This window comes from Microcoleus sp. MON1_C1 (assembly GCF_036701945.1).
In the GTDB taxonomy this organism is placed as follows: domain Bacteria; phylum Cyanobacteriota; class Cyanobacteriia; order Cyanobacteriales; family Microcoleaceae; genus Microcoleus.
In genome coordinates this window covers 41,593-56,994 of sequence record NZ_JAUBRO010000045.1, presented here as the reverse complement: position 1 = coordinate 56,994, position 15,402 = coordinate 41,593, and the positions used below count along the sequence as shown (strand labels likewise).

The 15,402-nt window shown below is 43.9% G+C and carries 12 protein-coding genes; 7 read left to right on the top strand and 5 right to left on the bottom strand.

The genetic code is table 11. From position 1 onward, the window contains the following. From QUA62_RS22515 to QUA62_RS22505, 3 genes are all read left to right on the top strand, one after another. On the top strand, nucleotides 1-2,994 hold a 2,994-nt coding region (locus QUA62_RS22515), incomplete at its 5' end, for a PAS domain S-box protein (protein ID WP_333406837.1). After that, a complete protein-coding gene (locus tag QUA62_RS22510) occupies nucleotides 2,991-4,349 on the top strand; it encodes a response regulator (RefSeq protein ID WP_333406835.1) in 1,359 nt (452 codons plus the stop codon). The genes QUA62_RS22515 and QUA62_RS22510, both read left to right, overlap by 4 nt. A 243-nt stretch (nucleotides 4,350-4,592) precedes the next feature. Continuing rightward, nucleotides 4,593-5,603 carry a poly(ethylene terephthalate) hydrolase family protein gene (locus QUA62_RS22505; protein WP_333406833.1) on the top strand — a complete coding sequence of 337 codons (1,011 nt, stop codon included), beginning with the start codon at nucleotides 4,593-4,595 and terminating at the stop codon, nucleotides 5,601-5,603. Between the two features lie 217 nt (nucleotides 5,604-5,820). On the opposite strand, the gene QUA62_RS22500 is transcribed toward QUA62_RS22505, so the two are convergent. The 5 genes from QUA62_RS22500 to QUA62_RS22480 are packed head-to-tail and all read right to left on the bottom strand — an operon-like array spanning nucleotide 5,821 to nucleotide 10,690. After that, nucleotides 5,821-6,336, bottom strand: coding sequence for a helix-turn-helix domain-containing protein (locus QUA62_RS22500; RefSeq protein WP_333406831.1), 516 nt, complete (start codon nucleotides 6,334-6,336; stop codon nucleotides 5,821-5,823). Nucleotides 6,337-6,360: 24 nt separating this feature from the next. After that, entirely contained in the window at nucleotides 6,361-8,460 is a 2,100-nt protein-coding gene (locus QUA62_RS22495) for a SpoIIE family protein phosphatase (protein ID WP_333406829.1), read from the bottom strand. After that, the gene (locus QUA62_RS22490; RefSeq protein ID WP_333406827.1) at nucleotides 8,457-9,449 is read right to left on the bottom strand and encodes an ABC transporter substrate-binding protein; all 993 of its coding nucleotides are present in this window, start codon (nucleotides 9,447-9,449) and stop codon (nucleotides 8,457-8,459) included. The genes QUA62_RS22495 and QUA62_RS22490 overlap by 4 nt, the downstream gene beginning before the upstream one ends. A 9-nt stretch (nucleotides 9,450-9,458) precedes the next feature. After that, nucleotides 9,459-10,439 (bottom strand): ABC transporter substrate-binding protein, encoded by a 981-nt coding sequence (locus QUA62_RS22485; RefSeq protein WP_333406825.1) that lies wholly within the window; start codon nucleotides 10,437-10,439, stop codon nucleotides 9,459-9,461. Between the two features lie 35 nt (nucleotides 10,440-10,474). Next, entirely contained in the window at nucleotides 10,475-10,690 is a 216-nt protein-coding gene (locus tag QUA62_RS22480; RefSeq protein ID WP_333406823.1) for a hypothetical protein, read from the bottom strand. 265 nt (nucleotides 10,691-10,955) lie between these two features. On the opposite strand from QUA62_RS22480, the gene QUA62_RS22475 reads away from it, so the two are divergent. From QUA62_RS22475 to QUA62_RS22460, 4 genes are all read left to right on the top strand, one after another. After that, a complete protein-coding gene (locus tag QUA62_RS22475) occupies nucleotides 10,956-12,527 on the top strand; it encodes an NAD(P)H-quinone oxidoreductase subunit N (protein ID WP_333406839.1) in 1,572 nt (523 codons plus the stop codon). A gap of 143 nt (nucleotides 12,528-12,670) precedes the next feature. Next, complete coding sequence (locus QUA62_RS22470) at nucleotides 12,671-13,273, top strand: Uma2 family endonuclease (RefSeq protein ID WP_333406821.1); 603 nt, start codon at nucleotides 12,671-12,673, stop codon at nucleotides 13,271-13,273. Between the two features lie 99 nt (nucleotides 13,274-13,372). Continuing rightward, the gene (locus tag QUA62_RS22465; protein ID WP_333406819.1) at nucleotides 13,373-14,983 is read left to right on the top strand and encodes a cyclic peptide export ABC transporter; all 1,611 of its coding nucleotides are present in this window, start codon (nucleotides 13,373-13,375) and stop codon (nucleotides 14,981-14,983) included. Next, nucleotides 14,973-15,401: a GNAT family N-acetyltransferase gene (locus QUA62_RS22460; RefSeq protein ID WP_333286186.1), complete on the top strand. Its 429-nt coding sequence runs from the start codon at nucleotides 14,973-14,975 to the stop codon at nucleotides 15,399-15,401. The genes QUA62_RS22465 and QUA62_RS22460 overlap by 11 nt, the downstream gene beginning before the upstream one ends. The last annotated feature ends 1 nt before the right edge of the window (nucleotide 15,402 follow it).

Sequence of the window (15,402 nt, the reverse complement as noted above, 5' to 3'; positions counted from 1 at the left end):
TATATGCAGGAGGCATATTACTGTTATGCCCGTTGGGGTGCACTAGCCAAGGTTGAAGACTTAGAAAAAAGGTATCCGCAGTTACTTCAAAGCATTGCTAAGCGAGAAACCGTATCTATAAGTAGCACGCAGTCGAGCGCTTCAACCACAATGACCGATACAAATATACTAGATTTTGCGACAGTGATGAAAGCCTCGCAAGTGCTGGCTGGGGAAATTGTTCTCGACAACTTACTGGCAAAATTACTAAAAATAGTCTTAGAAAATGCAGGCGCTACTTCGGGTTTTCTCATCTTAGATAGAGGAAGTGAGCTGTGGATAGAAGCAGCGGGTCAGCTTGAGTCATACCAAGTATTTGTGCCTCAAATGGTGTCGGTTCAAAACAGCTTTTTAGTCCCACTTTCAATAATTAATTATGTGGTCAGGAGTCAACAAGATGTGGTTCTGGATGACGCCCGTCGAGCTGAAAACTTTCTCAATGATTCTTACATTAAATTGCATCAACCTAAGTCCGTTTTGTGTACTACTATTGAAGGGCAAGGTCAACTCATTGGTCTTGTTTACTTAGAAAATAATTTAACTACAGGCGCGTTTACTCCCAACCGCTTGTCAGTGGTCAGAATGTTGTGTTCCCTAGCGGCAATTTCTATCAAAAATGCCCAACTCTATGACCAATTAGGGGAATACTCGCGAACCCTGGAACGTAAGGTGATGGAAAGAACCCAAGAATTGCAACAAGAAATCTCTGTCAGAATGCAGACAGAAATAGCCTTGGGCCAGTCTGAGGAAAAGTTTTCTAAAGCCTTTCGTTCCAGTCCTAACCCGATCGCGATCGCCCGATTCGCAGATGGACGCTACATCGAAGTGAACGACAGCTTTCTCAGCACTTTTAGTTACTCTCGCGAAGAGGTAATTGGTTTTACACCAATTGAGTTGAATCTTTGGGTTAATTTAGAAGAATGTGGCAGATACAGACAGCTATTGCAAGAATCAGGAGTGCTTCGCAATCAGGAATTTGATTGTCGTACTTCCTCAGGCGAGATGAGGAAGATGCTGGTATCATCAGATATTATTGAACTAGGTGGAGAAGCGTGTATTCTTATAGTCACTAACGACATCACCGAACGTCAAAGGGTAGAAGAAGCACTTAAAGAAAGCGAGGGGAAATATCGCGACTTAGTTGAAACATCGCAGGATATGATTTGGTCAGTTGATGCTGAAGGGCGTTATACTTTCGTCAACGCTGCCGTCAAACATATTTTTGGCTACTGCCCTGAAGAAATGATAGGGGGAAAATTCACTGAGTTTAAGCCACCTGAACAACTTCCCAAAGATAACGAGATATTCCAACGTATGCTGAACGGAGAGTCCGTATTTCAGTATGAAACTATACAATTAGCTAAAGACACCAGACCTATCACTCTCCGGCTTAATTCAATTGTAGTGCGGGATTCCGAGGGCAATTTTCTAGGAATAACGGGCACAGCAAGCGATATTACGGAGCGCAAAAAAGCAGAGGAAGCCTTACAACAAGCCAAAGAAGTGGCAGATGCGGCTAACAAGGCTAAAAGCGAATTTTTGTCAAATATGAGTCACGAACTGCGAACTCCCCTCAATGCAATTCTCGGCTTTACCCAAGTGTTAGCCCGCGACTCATCCCTTTCTCACATACAGCAGGGACAGCTCGGCATCATTAGTCGTTCTGGCGAGCATTTGCTGACGCTGATTAATGACGTGCTGGAAATGTCTAAAATCGAGGCAGGTCGGATTACCTTAAATCCTACTAGCTTTGACCTGTATCATGTGCTCCATTCTCTCGAAGAAATGCTCAAACTCAAAGCTGATTCTAAAGGTTTACAGCTCAGTTGGCACATCAATTCTAACATTCCTCAGTATGTAAAGACTGACGAAAGTAAATTGCGTCAAGTCTTAATTAATCTGCTAGGAAATGCGATAAAGTTTACTGCGAAGGGAAGTGTAATGCTTCGGGTTGCAGCAATTAGTGCAAAACAAAAGTCCCCAACAGACAACGAACCACGGACTATTACGTTTGAAGTGGAAGACACTGGTTACGGCATTGCTCCTACTGAGGTAGGCTCTCTATTTAAGGCTTTTGTACAAACTGATGCGGGTCGGAAATCTCAAGAAGGAACTGGCTTGGGTTTACCCATCAGCCGACAATTCGTACAACTGATGGGAGGAGACATTACCGTCAGCAGTACCTTGAATCGAGGAACAATTTTTAGTTTTGATATCCAAATTAGCTCCCCTGAGATGGCTGAAGTTGAACCTCGACAATCAAGAAGGCGGGTAATTGGTTTAGAACCCAACCAACCCTCATATCGCATCTTGGTGGTTGATGATAAATGGGAGAGCCGTTTGCTATTGGTTCATCTTCTCGAACCGCTTGGCTTGGAGGTGCGGGAAGCAGTAAATGGTCAAGAAGCTATTAGAATCTGGGAAACTTGGAAACCTCACCTAATTTGGATGGATATGCAAATGCCTGTGATAGACGGGTATGAGGCCACCAGACAAATTAAAGCCAAGATTCAAGAGGAGGCTACCCCGATTCTTGCGTTGACCGCTAGCGCTTTTGAGGAAGAGCGAGCCATTGTTTTATCCTCAGGCTGTGACGATTTTGTGAGCAAGCCTTTCCAAGAAGAAGTTATTTTTGCCAAAATGGCTGAACATTTAGGGGTACAGTATATCTATGAAGATTTACCGAACTTTACATTATCTCAGCTTGAGGGTCAAGACTTGAGTGTAAAAGAAGGGGAAAAAACTGAAGATTTAAGGACAACTTTGGCGACACTGCCTGCGGAGTGGGTGATACAGTTACATCAAGCAGCTATCGATGCTGATGCAGAGCTGATTTTAAGTTTGGTCACCGCAATCCCCGAATCTAATACTTCTTTCGCGGAGACCATCGCTGATTGGGCTAACAACTTTCGTTTTGATAAAATTACTAACTTAACTGAAGAAATGATTCCATGAAAAGCCAGCAATTAGAATCTCATTTGGCCAATCTTTTAGTGGTTGACGATACCCCAGACAACCTGCGTCTTTTATCCACTATGTTGAGCGAAAAAGGATATAAAGTTCGGGGCGTAATAAACGGGGAAATGGCATTAAAAGCAGCACGTTCTACCCCACCAGATTTGATTTTGCTTGACATCACGATGCCCCAGATGAATGGCTACGAAGTTTGCCAACATTTAAAAGCGGATTGCAGGACTTCGGGTATTCCAGTAATTTTCCTGAGCGCCCTAGATCAAGTGTTGGATAAAGTCCAAGCATTTGCTGTGGGAGGAGTAGACTACATCACCAAGCCATTTCATTTAGAAGAAGTTTTAGCTCGTGTCGAAAATCACCTAACTATTCAGCGTTTGCAAAAAAAATTGCACGAGCAAAATGCGCGATTGCGGGAGTCCGAAGCTAAAGAGCGGGAGAAATCTCACCAGCTAGAGCTGGCTCTACAACAGTTACAACATACGCAAGCTCAACTCATCCAAAACGAGAAAATGTCAAGTTTGGGGAATGTCGTAGCGGGGGTAGCTCACGAAATTAACAATCCGATTAGTTTCATTAAAGGGAACCTCTGTCCGATAACGGAGTACACTGAAGATTTGCTGAGGCTGGTGCAACTCTACGCAGAAGATTTTCCCAATCCCACAGCAGCTATCCAGCAACAACTGGAGGCAATCGATCTCACTTTTCTCAGGAATGACTTGCCGAAGCTAATTGCTTCTATGAGCATAGGAGCTGACAGAATCGGAGAAATAGTGCAATCGCTGCGGAATTTTTCCCGACTCGATCAAGCTGAGTTGAAAGCGGTGGATATTCATGAAGGAATTGAAAGTACGCTGATGATTTTGCAGCATCGGCTAAAAGATGAAGCAGACCAAAGGATAATTAAAGTGGTAAAAGAGTATGAGGCTCTGCCAAAGATAGAATGCTATGCGGGGCAAATGAATCAGGTTTTTATGAACGTCCTGACCAATGCGATTGATGCGTTGCAGTCACAAAAAAGTTGCGCCAAGGAGGCAGGTGATAGCAGCCAAATCCCTACTATTACTATTTGCACGAAGTTACTGTCCGAAGTTCAAGTGGGTATTTATATTACTGATAATGGACCCGGCATAACCGAAGAGGTTCAACAACGCATATTTGAGCCATTTTTTACAACGAAGAAAGTGGGTCAAGGAAAGGGTTTGGGGTTATCGATTAGCTATGCTATTGTAGTGGATGAGCACGGCGGGGAACTCCGTTGTTTTTCGGTACCGACTCAAGGAGCGACATTAGCCATCGGAATTCCGATTCACCACTCTAAAAAACGTTTTTCTAAATAAGATTTGGTCGGGTTATAAGCCACACTAAAATAAAAGTAGTTAAAAAGGGTGTAAAATCAGGAACCGTGTTTATTTATCAGTCAGTTTATTGGCAATTTTTACACAAACTTCTATTAACAACAAGTTGATACTCTTAGTCACAGAGTCCGCAACCTTTTCCGGCAACGTTCCTTAAATTACCAACCGTCGCCGACTGGCTTTTTCTCAGTAGCTTATGCACGCACTCTCAAACCCAAAATAATTATGAATTTCAACCCTCATTTTTTTTCGGCAAAAACCCTAGCACTTGTTTGTGCAATTGCTGCGTTTGTTGTCCTTGGTGGCAAAGTATTTGCCACAACAATCGATTATGCACCGCCATTTAAAGAAACCAGCTTTTACAGTAGGACGATATCTGCTAATAACGATTTAGCTGACATTTATTATCCTAAACCATCCGATCTTAATTCTGGTAATTACTCTTTCCCCATTGTAATTTTATTGCAAGGTGCGCTTGTAGATAAATCATTTTATTCAGATTACGCTAGCCAGGTGGCGCGGCACGGCTTTGTGGTAGTCGTTCCGAACCATTTGCGCCCTTCGCCCTTCAATCCCACTTCACCCCCTAATTTGGCGTCCGAAACTTCGCAAATTGCGGCGGTTTTGTCTCAAATGGCGATCGAAAACACAAACCCCACATCTCCGATTGCGTCTGTTATCGATACGCAGCGCCTTGGTTTATTGGGTCATTCTTTTGGTGGCGCGGTGGGGTTATCGGTGATTGCTAATAAATGTCTCCCAGAATTGTATTTGTGTCAAGAGCCATTTACGCGCCCGAAAGAACTATTAGCGGGTGCATTTTTTGGAGCTAACTTGCGGAATCCCATTGCTAATGAATTTGTACCCATCGCTAATGATGGCATTGCAGTGGCGTTGATTCAAGGCGATATCGATGGTGTCGCCCTGCCTGAACGAGCTCAAAGCACCTTTGATCAAATTCAAACACCACCCAAAGCTTTGATTACTGTTATGGGTGCAAATCACTTCGGCATTACCAATGTTAATAACCCCGCTGGTGCGAACCCCGATCGCAATACTGCTACCTTAGAGCGAGCCGTGGGTATTGAAACGATCGCCCGTTGGAGCGCGCTATTTTTGCGGGCAAATATGCTTAAAGATCGAGCTGCATTTGATTATATTTACTCTCAAGGTGACGCCCTCGATCCGAATGTCCGTGTTACCACCGTTGCAGTTCCCAAACCATCTTCTAAGTAGCTCCACCTCAAAAAACGTCAGATAGATTAAAGCTAATATAGCAATACTAAATCAGTCGTAAAATTTTTACCCCACCCCAACTCTCCCCTTATCAAAAGGAGGGAGTAATAATTTCACACCTGATTTAGGATTGCTATAGCTCTCTCAATAATAAGCTTTGAAATTCCCTTTTACTTTACCTATAAATTTTACTTTAAAAGCTGTTACCTTGTTCCTTTTAATCGTTTTTGAGCAAGTTTTTTGAATGGTTTTTAAACTCAATGGCTGCCTCCTGAGCTTTTTCGTTACTCACAGGCTTGGGTTCCTTTAAGTTGGCTTTCATGCGATAGTGTACTTGCTTGTGTAATGTTTGATATTTGACTGAGATTTGATAGTTCTCTTCTACCCATTGACCAATTTCTTTATAAGTCTTAAAATCACAGGACTCTTCACTTAATTTTTCTGATATTCCGGCTATTACCGCTGAAGGAATTACTCGGGGTCTACCAGTTGCTTGCCGTATTTCTAACAGTTCTGACAGACCCCCAGCAATATATTGTTTTAACCATCTATGTACAGTAATTCTATGTACACCTAAACGTTCAGCTACATCTGTAAGGCTTTGACTAGCTCCAGTTTTTAACCAATAAAGTGCCTGAATTTTTTGTTTATTAGGTAGAGTTCGCTGCTCCGACAGAATTATTTTTAACTCGTCTGCTGTTAAATCAATTCTTTCTTGGTAGTTTACTTTCATAAAGTATTACTCAAACTTTGTTCTTCATTGTAGCATTTCTTCTGGAGAAATAATTTTATTAACTAAATTTCCCTTTTCAGTAACGTCCGCCTGCAGCTTAAAGACTAGCAACGTAATATCATCAAACACTTTCTGCTTACCGATATGTTGCCGCACATCTACAATCACCGCATCCTTAACTCCTGCTGCCGACTTGTGCCAATTTTGACTGATTACTTGACACAATTGCTTCAGTCCATACTGCTTTTTGCGGATGTTATAGGCTTCTGGAATCCCATCAGTATAAAGCACCACGCCATCTCCAGGTTCTAGCTCAATCAGGATGTGACTGATGAAGTCTGCGATGTCATCATCTAAAGCGATCGGGAAGCCTAACTCCATGGTGTCGATGCGCTCAACATCTCCATTTTTTCGCACAACTAGCGTTTCTTCATGCTGACCGCTGATGCTAATGACTCCTTGGGAGTAGCTCAAAATCGCCAGCGTCAGACTTTTCTCAGAGTTCATGCGCTGTACGTTTTTGTAGAGGGTACGGTTGAGTACATCCAGGAATCGAACGGGGTCTAGTTCACGAATCTCTTGCAGGGTGCGAACTGAGGTTTGCGCCATCAGCATCAGAATGCCGCTTTCGAGGCCGTGTCCGGTGACATCACCGATCGCCAGTGTGACAACACCATCGATCTGTAGCACGTCGTAGTAGTCACCTCCTACTTCATCAGCGGGTTCCATGTATCCGGCGATATCTAGTCCGTCAATTTCCAGTTCCTCAGGGTTAGGCAAAATCATTTGCTGGATCTGACGCGCCACATTTAATTCTGCACCTAAGCGGAGGTTGTCTACTTTGAGTTTTTCGTTGAGGGCAATGATTTCCTGATTAGCATTAGCGAGTTCTGCTGTTCGTTCTTTAACTTTGTCTTCGAGGGTTTCAAAGGATTCTTGGATTTGCCTCGCCATGCTGTTGAAGGATCGTGCCAGCAGACCGATTTCGTCTCCCGATCGCATCTTCACACGGATGTCTAACTTACCTGCCGTAAACTGGGCAACGGCTTCGGTGAGGTAAATCACAGGCTTGGTTAATAGTTGTGCGATCGCCAAAGCGATGATAGTTACAATTGTGGCGATGATTGCTAATAAAATAAGTGCATCACGTATTTGTTTTTCTACAGGTGCTAGGGCAACGGCAATCGGCTGTGCGAAAAGAACTGACCAAGGTTTATATTTCAGGCGAGCGATCGCTAAGAGGCTCAACTCATTATTACCCGTAGCTGCCAATCGTGTGGTTAGATAAGGCTGTTTAGTGTCTAATGCTTGCTTGAGGTCGGGCAAATTGATTGCAAGTTCTTTCGTTAGAGTCTTAGGCAAACGCCCTTCGCGTTGCAGTTTAGCTACAACATTGGGTGACAAAGGCACAATCGATTTGAAAAGGAGTTCAGGTGTAGTGCTATGTGCCAGATGGATATAGTATTCATCTAAAAGAACTGCTAACGATTTCGCACCTGCGTGTTCAGTTTCCCGAGTCACCAACTGCTGGACAGATGTGGCATTGTATGTCACCCGCAATACACCCAATATATTTCCCTTCGCATCGCGAACAGGACTGCTAAAGATGAGCGTAACGAGGTTGGGAATTGTCGGCGATTGCCTAATACTAGAAACAAAAGATAGTTGAGTTTTGAGCGGTTCTTGGAAGTAATCTTGACCGGATTCATCTCGTCCAACATCCGGTGTATTCGTATCGAGTACATTCCGTCCCTCTAAGTTGAGCAAGGCATAGGAGATAATATTAAGCATATCTTTGCGACTGAGCCGGGTTAAGGTTTCAGTCGCTAACATCTCTTGCGGACTACCATTTCGCCGTTCTGGAGGTAGGCCCAGATAGGCAGCCAAACCTGGTAAAATCGCTTCTACGCGCACGGCATTGAGATTCGCATCGATAAATCCATCTATTCTGTTAGCGGTTTCGTTAGCCTCTGCTGATAGGGCTTGTCGTGCGTTGTCGGTCAGTGCGTTTTGAGTTGTCTGCTTGTTGATAAATGCTAACAACAGCAACGGAATTAGAGCAACGAGCAGAAACGACACGATTAACTTTGTACGAATGCTGTTTAAAAACGACGATCGCTTCATGGTTTCCGACTAGGAGGGGGGGTTAAGAAAGAAGAATTGAACAAGGTTTCTAGATTGGGAAGGCGCGTCACATTGCCAGCGCGAATAAAAAAGTCCGCATATTTCTTGGCGGTTTTGTAGATATAATTATGACTGTCCGATTGAAAGAACTTTTTATTTTCTGCAAGGTCAGTGAGGTCTATTCCCTCGAAAGAGATTGTCTCGATGGGAATATTCAACGCTTTGCTCACGAGCTCGTTTCCTTCGGGAATATTTGCTTCCCAATAGGACAAGCCTTGAAGCCAGCCTCGCACAAAGGCGCGAATATCTTCGGGGCGATCGCGTATCGCCTCACCCCGAAACGCGACCAAATCCAAAATTAAGCCTGGGGTTTGCTTGCTGGTAAACAGGATATGCGCCCCTAATTTTAATGATTCAGAAAGATGCGGTTCCCAAGTGTGCCCTGCTTGGATAGCATTGTTTTGTAAGCGATTGGGAACTTCTAAACCATCAACTTTAACCAGGCTAACATCATCGCTCGTCAGCTTAGAGATTTTCAACATCTCAGTAACGAAGACTTCGCTAAAGCCGCCTAGATTTGCACCAAGCTTTTTTCCTTTCAAGTTAGGGATTGTTTTAATGTCGGATTGGGCGACTACCACATCTGCACCTGTGGATTCATCCACAACCATCACAGCTTGCATATCAGGATATGTGGCACTCAAGATCATAAAATCGCCCAAGGTCAATCCAATTCCATCATACTTCCCTGCACTGAAATCCGCTTGTTGCAATTGTAAGTAGTCTACATAGCTGAGTTCCACGTCTACCCCTTGCGCTTTGAAGAATCCTTTCTCTTGAGCAATGAGGCCCGGTCTATGGCCAACAAAAGAGATCAAACTTACTTTCAGGGGAGGACGTTTTACTTTTACAGATTCCACAGAATGACAAGCAAACAGCAGCCCGCAGGTAATAATAATAAAGATGCTGTTGAAAAAGGAGCGCTTCATGGTTTCCGACTATGAGGGGGGGGTTAAGAAAGAAGAATTGAACAAGGTTTCTAGATTGGGAAGGCGCGTCACATTGCCAGCGCGAATAAAAAAGTCCGCATATTTCTTGGCGGTTTTGTAGATATAATTAGGGCTGTCTGATTGAAAGAACTTTTGATTTTCTGCAAGGTCAGTGAGGTCTATTCCCTCGAAAGAGCTTGTCTTGATTGGCATATTCAACGCTTTGCTCACGAGCTCGTTTCCTTCGGGAATATTTGCTTCCCAATAGGACAAGCCTTGAAGCCAGCCTCGCACAAAGGCGCGAATATCTTCGGGGCGATCGCGTATCACCTCACCCCGAAACGCGACCAAATCCAAAATTAAGCCTGGGGTTTGTTTGCTTGTAAACAGGATATGCGCCCCTAATTTTAATGCTTCAGAAAGATGCGGTTCCCAAGTGTGCCCTGCTTGGATAGCATTGTTTTGTAAGCGATTGGGAACTTCTAAAGGCTCGACTTTAACCAGGCTAACATCATCGCTCGTCAGTTTAGAGGCTTTCAACATCTCAGTAACGAAAACCTCGCTAAAGCTGCCTAGATTTGCACCGAGCTTTTTTCCTTTCAAGTTAGGGATTGTTTTAATCTCCGATTGCGCGACTACCACATCTGCACCTGTCGATTCATCCAAAACCATCACAGCTTGCATATCAGGATTTGTGGCACTCAATATCACCAAATCGCCCAAGGTCAATCCGATCCCATCATACTTCCCTGCACTGAAATCCGCGTCTTGGAATTGTGAGTAGCGTACATAGCTGAGTTCCACGTCTACCCCTTGCGCTTTGAAGAATCCTTTGTCTTGAGCAATGATTAGAGGTGTATAGCCAACAAAAGAGACACAAGATACTTTTAGGGGAGGAGGTTTTACTTTGAGAGATTCGGGAGAATGACAAGCAAACAGTAGCCAGCCGATAATAATAAAGATACAGATGTAATTGAGTAGTTTAGACATACTATCTAAAGCATTCCTAGTGTAGAAAAGGCGACTTATATTTTCTGGAACCCGATCGACCTAAGTGCATCCTCCGCAATCGCCGCTAAACCTGTTGTGGTGGCTATATCTAGAACAAGCTTGCCCGATCGCACTTTTGCCAATTCTACTAACCGAGTTGCAGCCTGTTTGTGAAATTCCTTCTCGTAGTCGGGGTCGTTGTTGAAGTCATTGAGGATCTGCTGTTTGTAGGCAATTAGCGAGTCAGTCATGCCGAATTACTGGTTTAACTTTCTACATTGTGGCAGTTATGGTCGATGGCGACTCTCGTCCTAGGTGACATCAGGGGGCAATCTCTACAATGCCCGCAAATGTATGCAAAACCGCTACCGAGTATCAACTCTCCGGCAACAAACACCCGCCCAACTGGGATCGCGAAGCTGTAATCCGCTACAATCTGTGTTTGGTAAAGAATTTTTACAAGTTCACAGCCCATTACAGCCTTTGCGGCTTGTACTACCCAACCTGCCTGAAAATATGGATTTTGCTACTCTTGCTGCCCAGCTAAATGCTGGAACTATCTTGCCAGAGGGAATTGTCATCATCACCCTCTTGGTGGTTCTCGTCGGCGATTTAATCGTAGGCCGCAGTTCCTCGGCTTGGACTCCCTACGTTGCCGTTGCGGGTTTGTTGGCCGCCGTCGCTGCCTTGTGTTTGCAGTGGGATAACACGGATACCATCTCGTTTCTGGGCGGTTTTAACAGCGATGCCTTGAGTTTGGTGTTTCGCGGAATTATCGCTTTGAGTACGGCTGTCACTATTTTGATATCCGTCCGCTATGTACTGCAAACGGGTACTGCTTTAGCGGAATTTATCGGCATTTTGCTGACCGCTACTTTGGGGGGAATGTTCCTCAGCGGCGCTGATGAATTGGTGATGATTTTTATTTCGTTGGAAACTCTGAGTATCTCGTCTTATTTGCTGACGGGTTACACAAAACGCGACCCGCGTTCCAATGAAGCTGCTTTGAAATATTTGTTAATTGGGTCGTCTTCTTCGGCGGTGTTTCTCTACGGGCTTTCGCTGCTGTACGGGTTGTCTGGCGGCGAAACTAAGCTGAGTACGATCGCGGCTAACCTTTCTACTGTGGATGAAGGTCAATCTCTGGGTTTGGTGATTGCTTTGGTTTTTGCGATCGCCGGTATCGCCTTCAAAATCTCTGCGGTTCCCTTCCACCAATGGACTCCTGACGTTTACGAAGGTTCTCCTACACCCGTTGTTGCCTTCCTTTCTGTCGGTTCCAAAGCAGCCGGTTTTGCCCTAGCAATCCGCTTGTTAACAAGTGCTTTCCCCGCACTTACCGAACAGTGGCACTTCGTATTCACGGCCTTAGCCATTCTCAGCATGGTGTTGGGAAATGTGGTTGCCCTCGCCCAGACTAGCATGAAGCGGCTTTTGGCTTATTCGTCGATCGCCCAAGCCGGTTTTGTAATGCTGGGTTTGATTGCAGGAACAGAAGCCGGTTACTCCAGCATGATATTTTATCTGTTGGTTTACCTGTTTATGAACTTGGGTGCTTTCGCCTGCATCATCCTGTTCTCGCTGCGGACTGGAACCGACCAAATTAGCGAATACTCGGGTTTGTACCAAAAAGACCCGCTGTTAACTTTAGCCTTAAGTATTTGCCTGCTTTCTCTCGGTGGAATTCCGCCCCTGGCGGGATTTTTCGGCAAAATCTATCTGTTCTGGGCCGGCTGGCAAGCAGGACTTTACGGCTTAGTTATTCTGGGATTAATTACCAGCGTAGTTTCGATTTACTACTACATCCGCGTTGTCAAGATGATGGTAGTAAAAGAACCTCAAGAGATGTCAGACGCGGTAAAAAATTATCCCGAAATTCGCTGGAACCTTCAGGGACTGCGGCCTTTGCAAGTCAGCGTTGTACTCACCTTGGTTGCGACCACATTGGCGGGAATTTTGTCGAACCCTTTGTTTAACTTGGCTAATGATGCTATTACCAAAACTCCCATGTTGCAGTCGGCATTGAGTCATGTGCAACCTGTTGCGGGTGCGAAAATAGAATCGAATTTGGTGTCTCGCCGGGATTAATTTTTCCTGTTTGTGAAATAGTGGAAAACGCCTGACTCTTTGCAGTTGGGCGTTTCTTTTTTGTTGTGATATACTGTTAATTATGATTTTTAACCGCAGATGTAGACAGATTAACGCAGATAAAAGTTAGTACAGAGGCAATAATGTTAGTACAAAGTAAGGAAAAGTTTTATACTCCAGATGAGTACCGGGAGTTAGAGGAAACTGCTGAGTTTAGAAATGAATACCGCGATGGAGAAATTGTACCAATTGCAGGCAGCACGATTAATCGCAGCCAGATTAAAGGCAATATCTGTGCTTATTTACATACTGCTTTGCGGGGGAAGAATGCAAAAGTATTTATCAGCGATTTGCGGTTGTGGATTCCTCGGTATCGACGGGGAACTTACCCGGATGTGATGGTGATTGAAGGGGAGCCAGTTTTTACCGAGGGACGCAGTGATGAAATACTAAATCCTGTGTTGATTGTAGAAGTGCTTTCTAAGTATAGCGAGGATGTTAATAGAGAAGATAAGTTTCGGTTTTATCGATCGATTCCTAAATTGCGGGAATATCTATTAGTCACCCCCTACGAAATTTTAGTAGAACAATATATTAAAACTGCCTCTAATGAGTGGTTGTTTCGAGAATATGAGGGAGAAACAGCAACAGTTTCCTTCGAGTCAGTGGAAGTAGAAATGCCAATGACTGATATTTATGAGCGGGTTGTATTTGAGATGTTGCAACCTTGTCAAGTATCTATTTAGGAACAGGCAAGATGCCTGTTCCACAAAAAGTAAATTTTCTTGTGGAACAGGCATCTTGCCTGTTCTAGAAAGGACATAAAATTATTATAGAGGTAAACGATGAATGTAATTTGGTTACTATTAAAGGCTTCTTGGTTAAATGTTTCCATCGCCATACTCACAGGCTTAATCAGCGGCGGTTGCAGCGCTATGTTAATTTCCCTAATTAATCGGGCAATCAGCGACAATTCCAATGGTAATTTAGTCTGGTATTTTGCGGGATTAGCAATCTTGGCTCTTTTGAGTGGCTTTGTATCCCAATTTTTGTTAATTTATCTCTCTCAAGAAGCGGTTTATAATTTGCGTCTGAGTTTGAGTCGCGGGATTTTGTCTACTCCTTTGCGGAATTTGGAAGAGTTGGGCGCTAACCGCTTGCTGGCAACTCTGACTGATGATGTGGGAACGCTTTCTAATACTATATTTTTGATTCCTTTTCTTTGTGTTGATATCGCCGTTGTCGTGGGCTGCTTAACTTATTTAAGCACGATTTCGGGTACGGTTTTTGTTGTTGTCTTTTGTTTTTTGGTGCTGATGATTGGCACCGTGCAGTTGTTGCTCAGCAAAATGCGGAAATTCTTCGATTTAGCCAGAGAAGAACAAGATATATTGTTTAAGCATTTTCGCAGTATTACTGATGGAATTAAGGAACTTAAACTGCATTCTTTGCGCCGCCAAGAGTTTTTTACGGAACAATTGCAGGTGAGTGCTGATGCTTCCCGCCATTATAACGTGACTGCTTTGAATACTGGTGCAATTGCGATTGGAGTCGGTCAGTTGCTATTTTTTATGTTGATGGGTTTGCTGCTGTTTGCTTTGCCTAAATTTGTGCCAGTTTCTACACCTGTTTTGTCAGCTTACATTCTGACAAGTACCTATTTGATGTCTCCGTTTCAGAATATTTTGCAAAGGTTGCCGGCGATTTTTCGGGCTAATACTTCTGTGGAAAAGATAGAGAGAATGGGATTGGCTTTGGCGAGTCAAGCTGAGATAAGTTCAACGGTTAAACCGATTAAAACTGCTGAGTGGGCGACGCTGGAGTTAAATCGAGTAATTCACAGCTATCCGGGAGAAAAAGAAGACAGCAATTTTAGTTTGGGCGAGCTAAATTTGAAGTTTCATCCCGGTCAATTGGTGTTTATAATTGGCGGGAATGGCAGCGGTAAGTCTACTTTAGCTAAGTTAATCACTGGTTTGTATATTCCTGAATCGGGAAAAATTCTCCTCGATGGTCAGCCAATTACTGAGGAAAATCGAGAGTGGTACAGGCAGCATTTTTCTGCGATTTATTCGGATTTCTATCTGTTTGAAAGGCTTTTGGGGATGACTAATCACGATTTGGACAAGCAGGCTGCTGAATATTTGCGAGAGTTTCATTTGGACAATAAAGTTGAGGTGAAAGATGGAGTTTTGTCAACTACGGCTTTGTCTCAGGGACAGCGAAAGCGGCTGGCTTTGCTGACGGCGTATTTGGAAGATAGACCGATTTATTTGTTTGATGAATGGGCTTCGGATCAAGACCCGTTTTTCCGGGATATTTTTTACAAGCAGTTGCTACCGGAGTTGAAGCGGCGGGGGAAAACGGTTTTTGTGATTAGTCACGACGATCGCTATTTTGATTTAGCCGATCGCGCAATTAAACTAGATTACGGTAAAGTAGAGTATGACCGATAAAATGGATAACTACCGAATTGTCGAAACTTTGACCGAAAGCCAGGTTTCCGACTTGATGAATTTGTACAAAAACGAGTTTTGGAGCGACAAGCGGACGCGGCAGGATGTGGTGAAAATGCTGGCTTCTACTGATGTTATCATTGGTTTGGTCGATGAGAGCGATCGGCTAATTGGCATTACCCGCGTCATTACCGATTTCGTATACAGAGCCATGATTTTTGATGTCATTATCAAGCCGACACACAGAAAGATGGGACTGGGTGCGAAGTTGATGGATGCAGTTTTAACTCATCCCGAACTGCAAGGTGTCGAGCATTTTTATCTTAATTGTTTGCCGAACATGATGCCGTTTTACGAGCGTTGGGGTTTCTCGGATGATATGGGCGAACTTAAGTTTTTGCGGCGAACAACAGGCTGAA

What these genes read in the sequence shown, in the direction of transcription:
- QUA62_RS22490 (WP_333406827.1), bottom strand. Translation starts at nt 9,449, where the DNA reads ATGAAGCGCTCCTTTTTCAACAGCATCTTTATTATTATTACCTGCGGG.
- QUA62_RS22480 (WP_333406823.1), bottom strand. Translation starts at nt 10,690, where the DNA reads ATGACTGACTCGCTAATTGCCTACAAACAGCAGATCCTCAATGACTTC.
- QUA62_RS22510 (WP_333406835.1), top strand. Translation starts at nt 2,991, where the DNA reads ATGAAAAGCCAGCAATTAGAATCTCATTTGGCCAATCTTTTAGTGGTT.
- QUA62_RS22500 (WP_333406831.1), bottom strand. Translation starts at nt 6,336, where the DNA reads ATGAAAGTAAACTACCAAGAAAGAATTGATTTAACAGCAGACGAGTTA.
- QUA62_RS22485 (WP_333406825.1), bottom strand. Translation starts at nt 10,439, where the DNA reads ATGTCTAAACTACTCAATTACATCTGTATCTTTATTATTATCGGCTGG.
- QUA62_RS22495 (WP_333406829.1), bottom strand. Translation starts at nt 8,460, where the DNA reads ATGAAGCGATCGTCGTTTTTAAACAGCATTCGTACAAAGTTAATCGTG.
- QUA62_RS22465 (WP_333406819.1), top strand. Translation starts at nt 13,373, where the DNA reads ATGAATGTAATTTGGTTACTATTAAAGGCTTCTTGGTTAAATGTTTCC.
- QUA62_RS22470 (WP_333406821.1), top strand. Translation starts at nt 12,671, where the DNA reads ATGTTAGTACAAAGTAAGGAAAAGTTTTATACTCCAGATGAGTACCGG.
- QUA62_RS22460 (WP_333286186.1), top strand. Translation starts at nt 14,973, where the DNA reads ATGACCGATAAAATGGATAACTACCGAATTGTCGAAACTTTGACCGAA.
- QUA62_RS22505 (WP_333406833.1), top strand. Translation starts at nt 4,593, where the DNA reads ATGAATTTCAACCCTCATTTTTTTTCGGCAAAAACCCTAGCACTTGTT.
- QUA62_RS22475 (WP_333406839.1), top strand. Translation starts at nt 10,956, where the DNA reads ATGGATTTTGCTACTCTTGCTGCCCAGCTAAATGCTGGAACTATCTTG.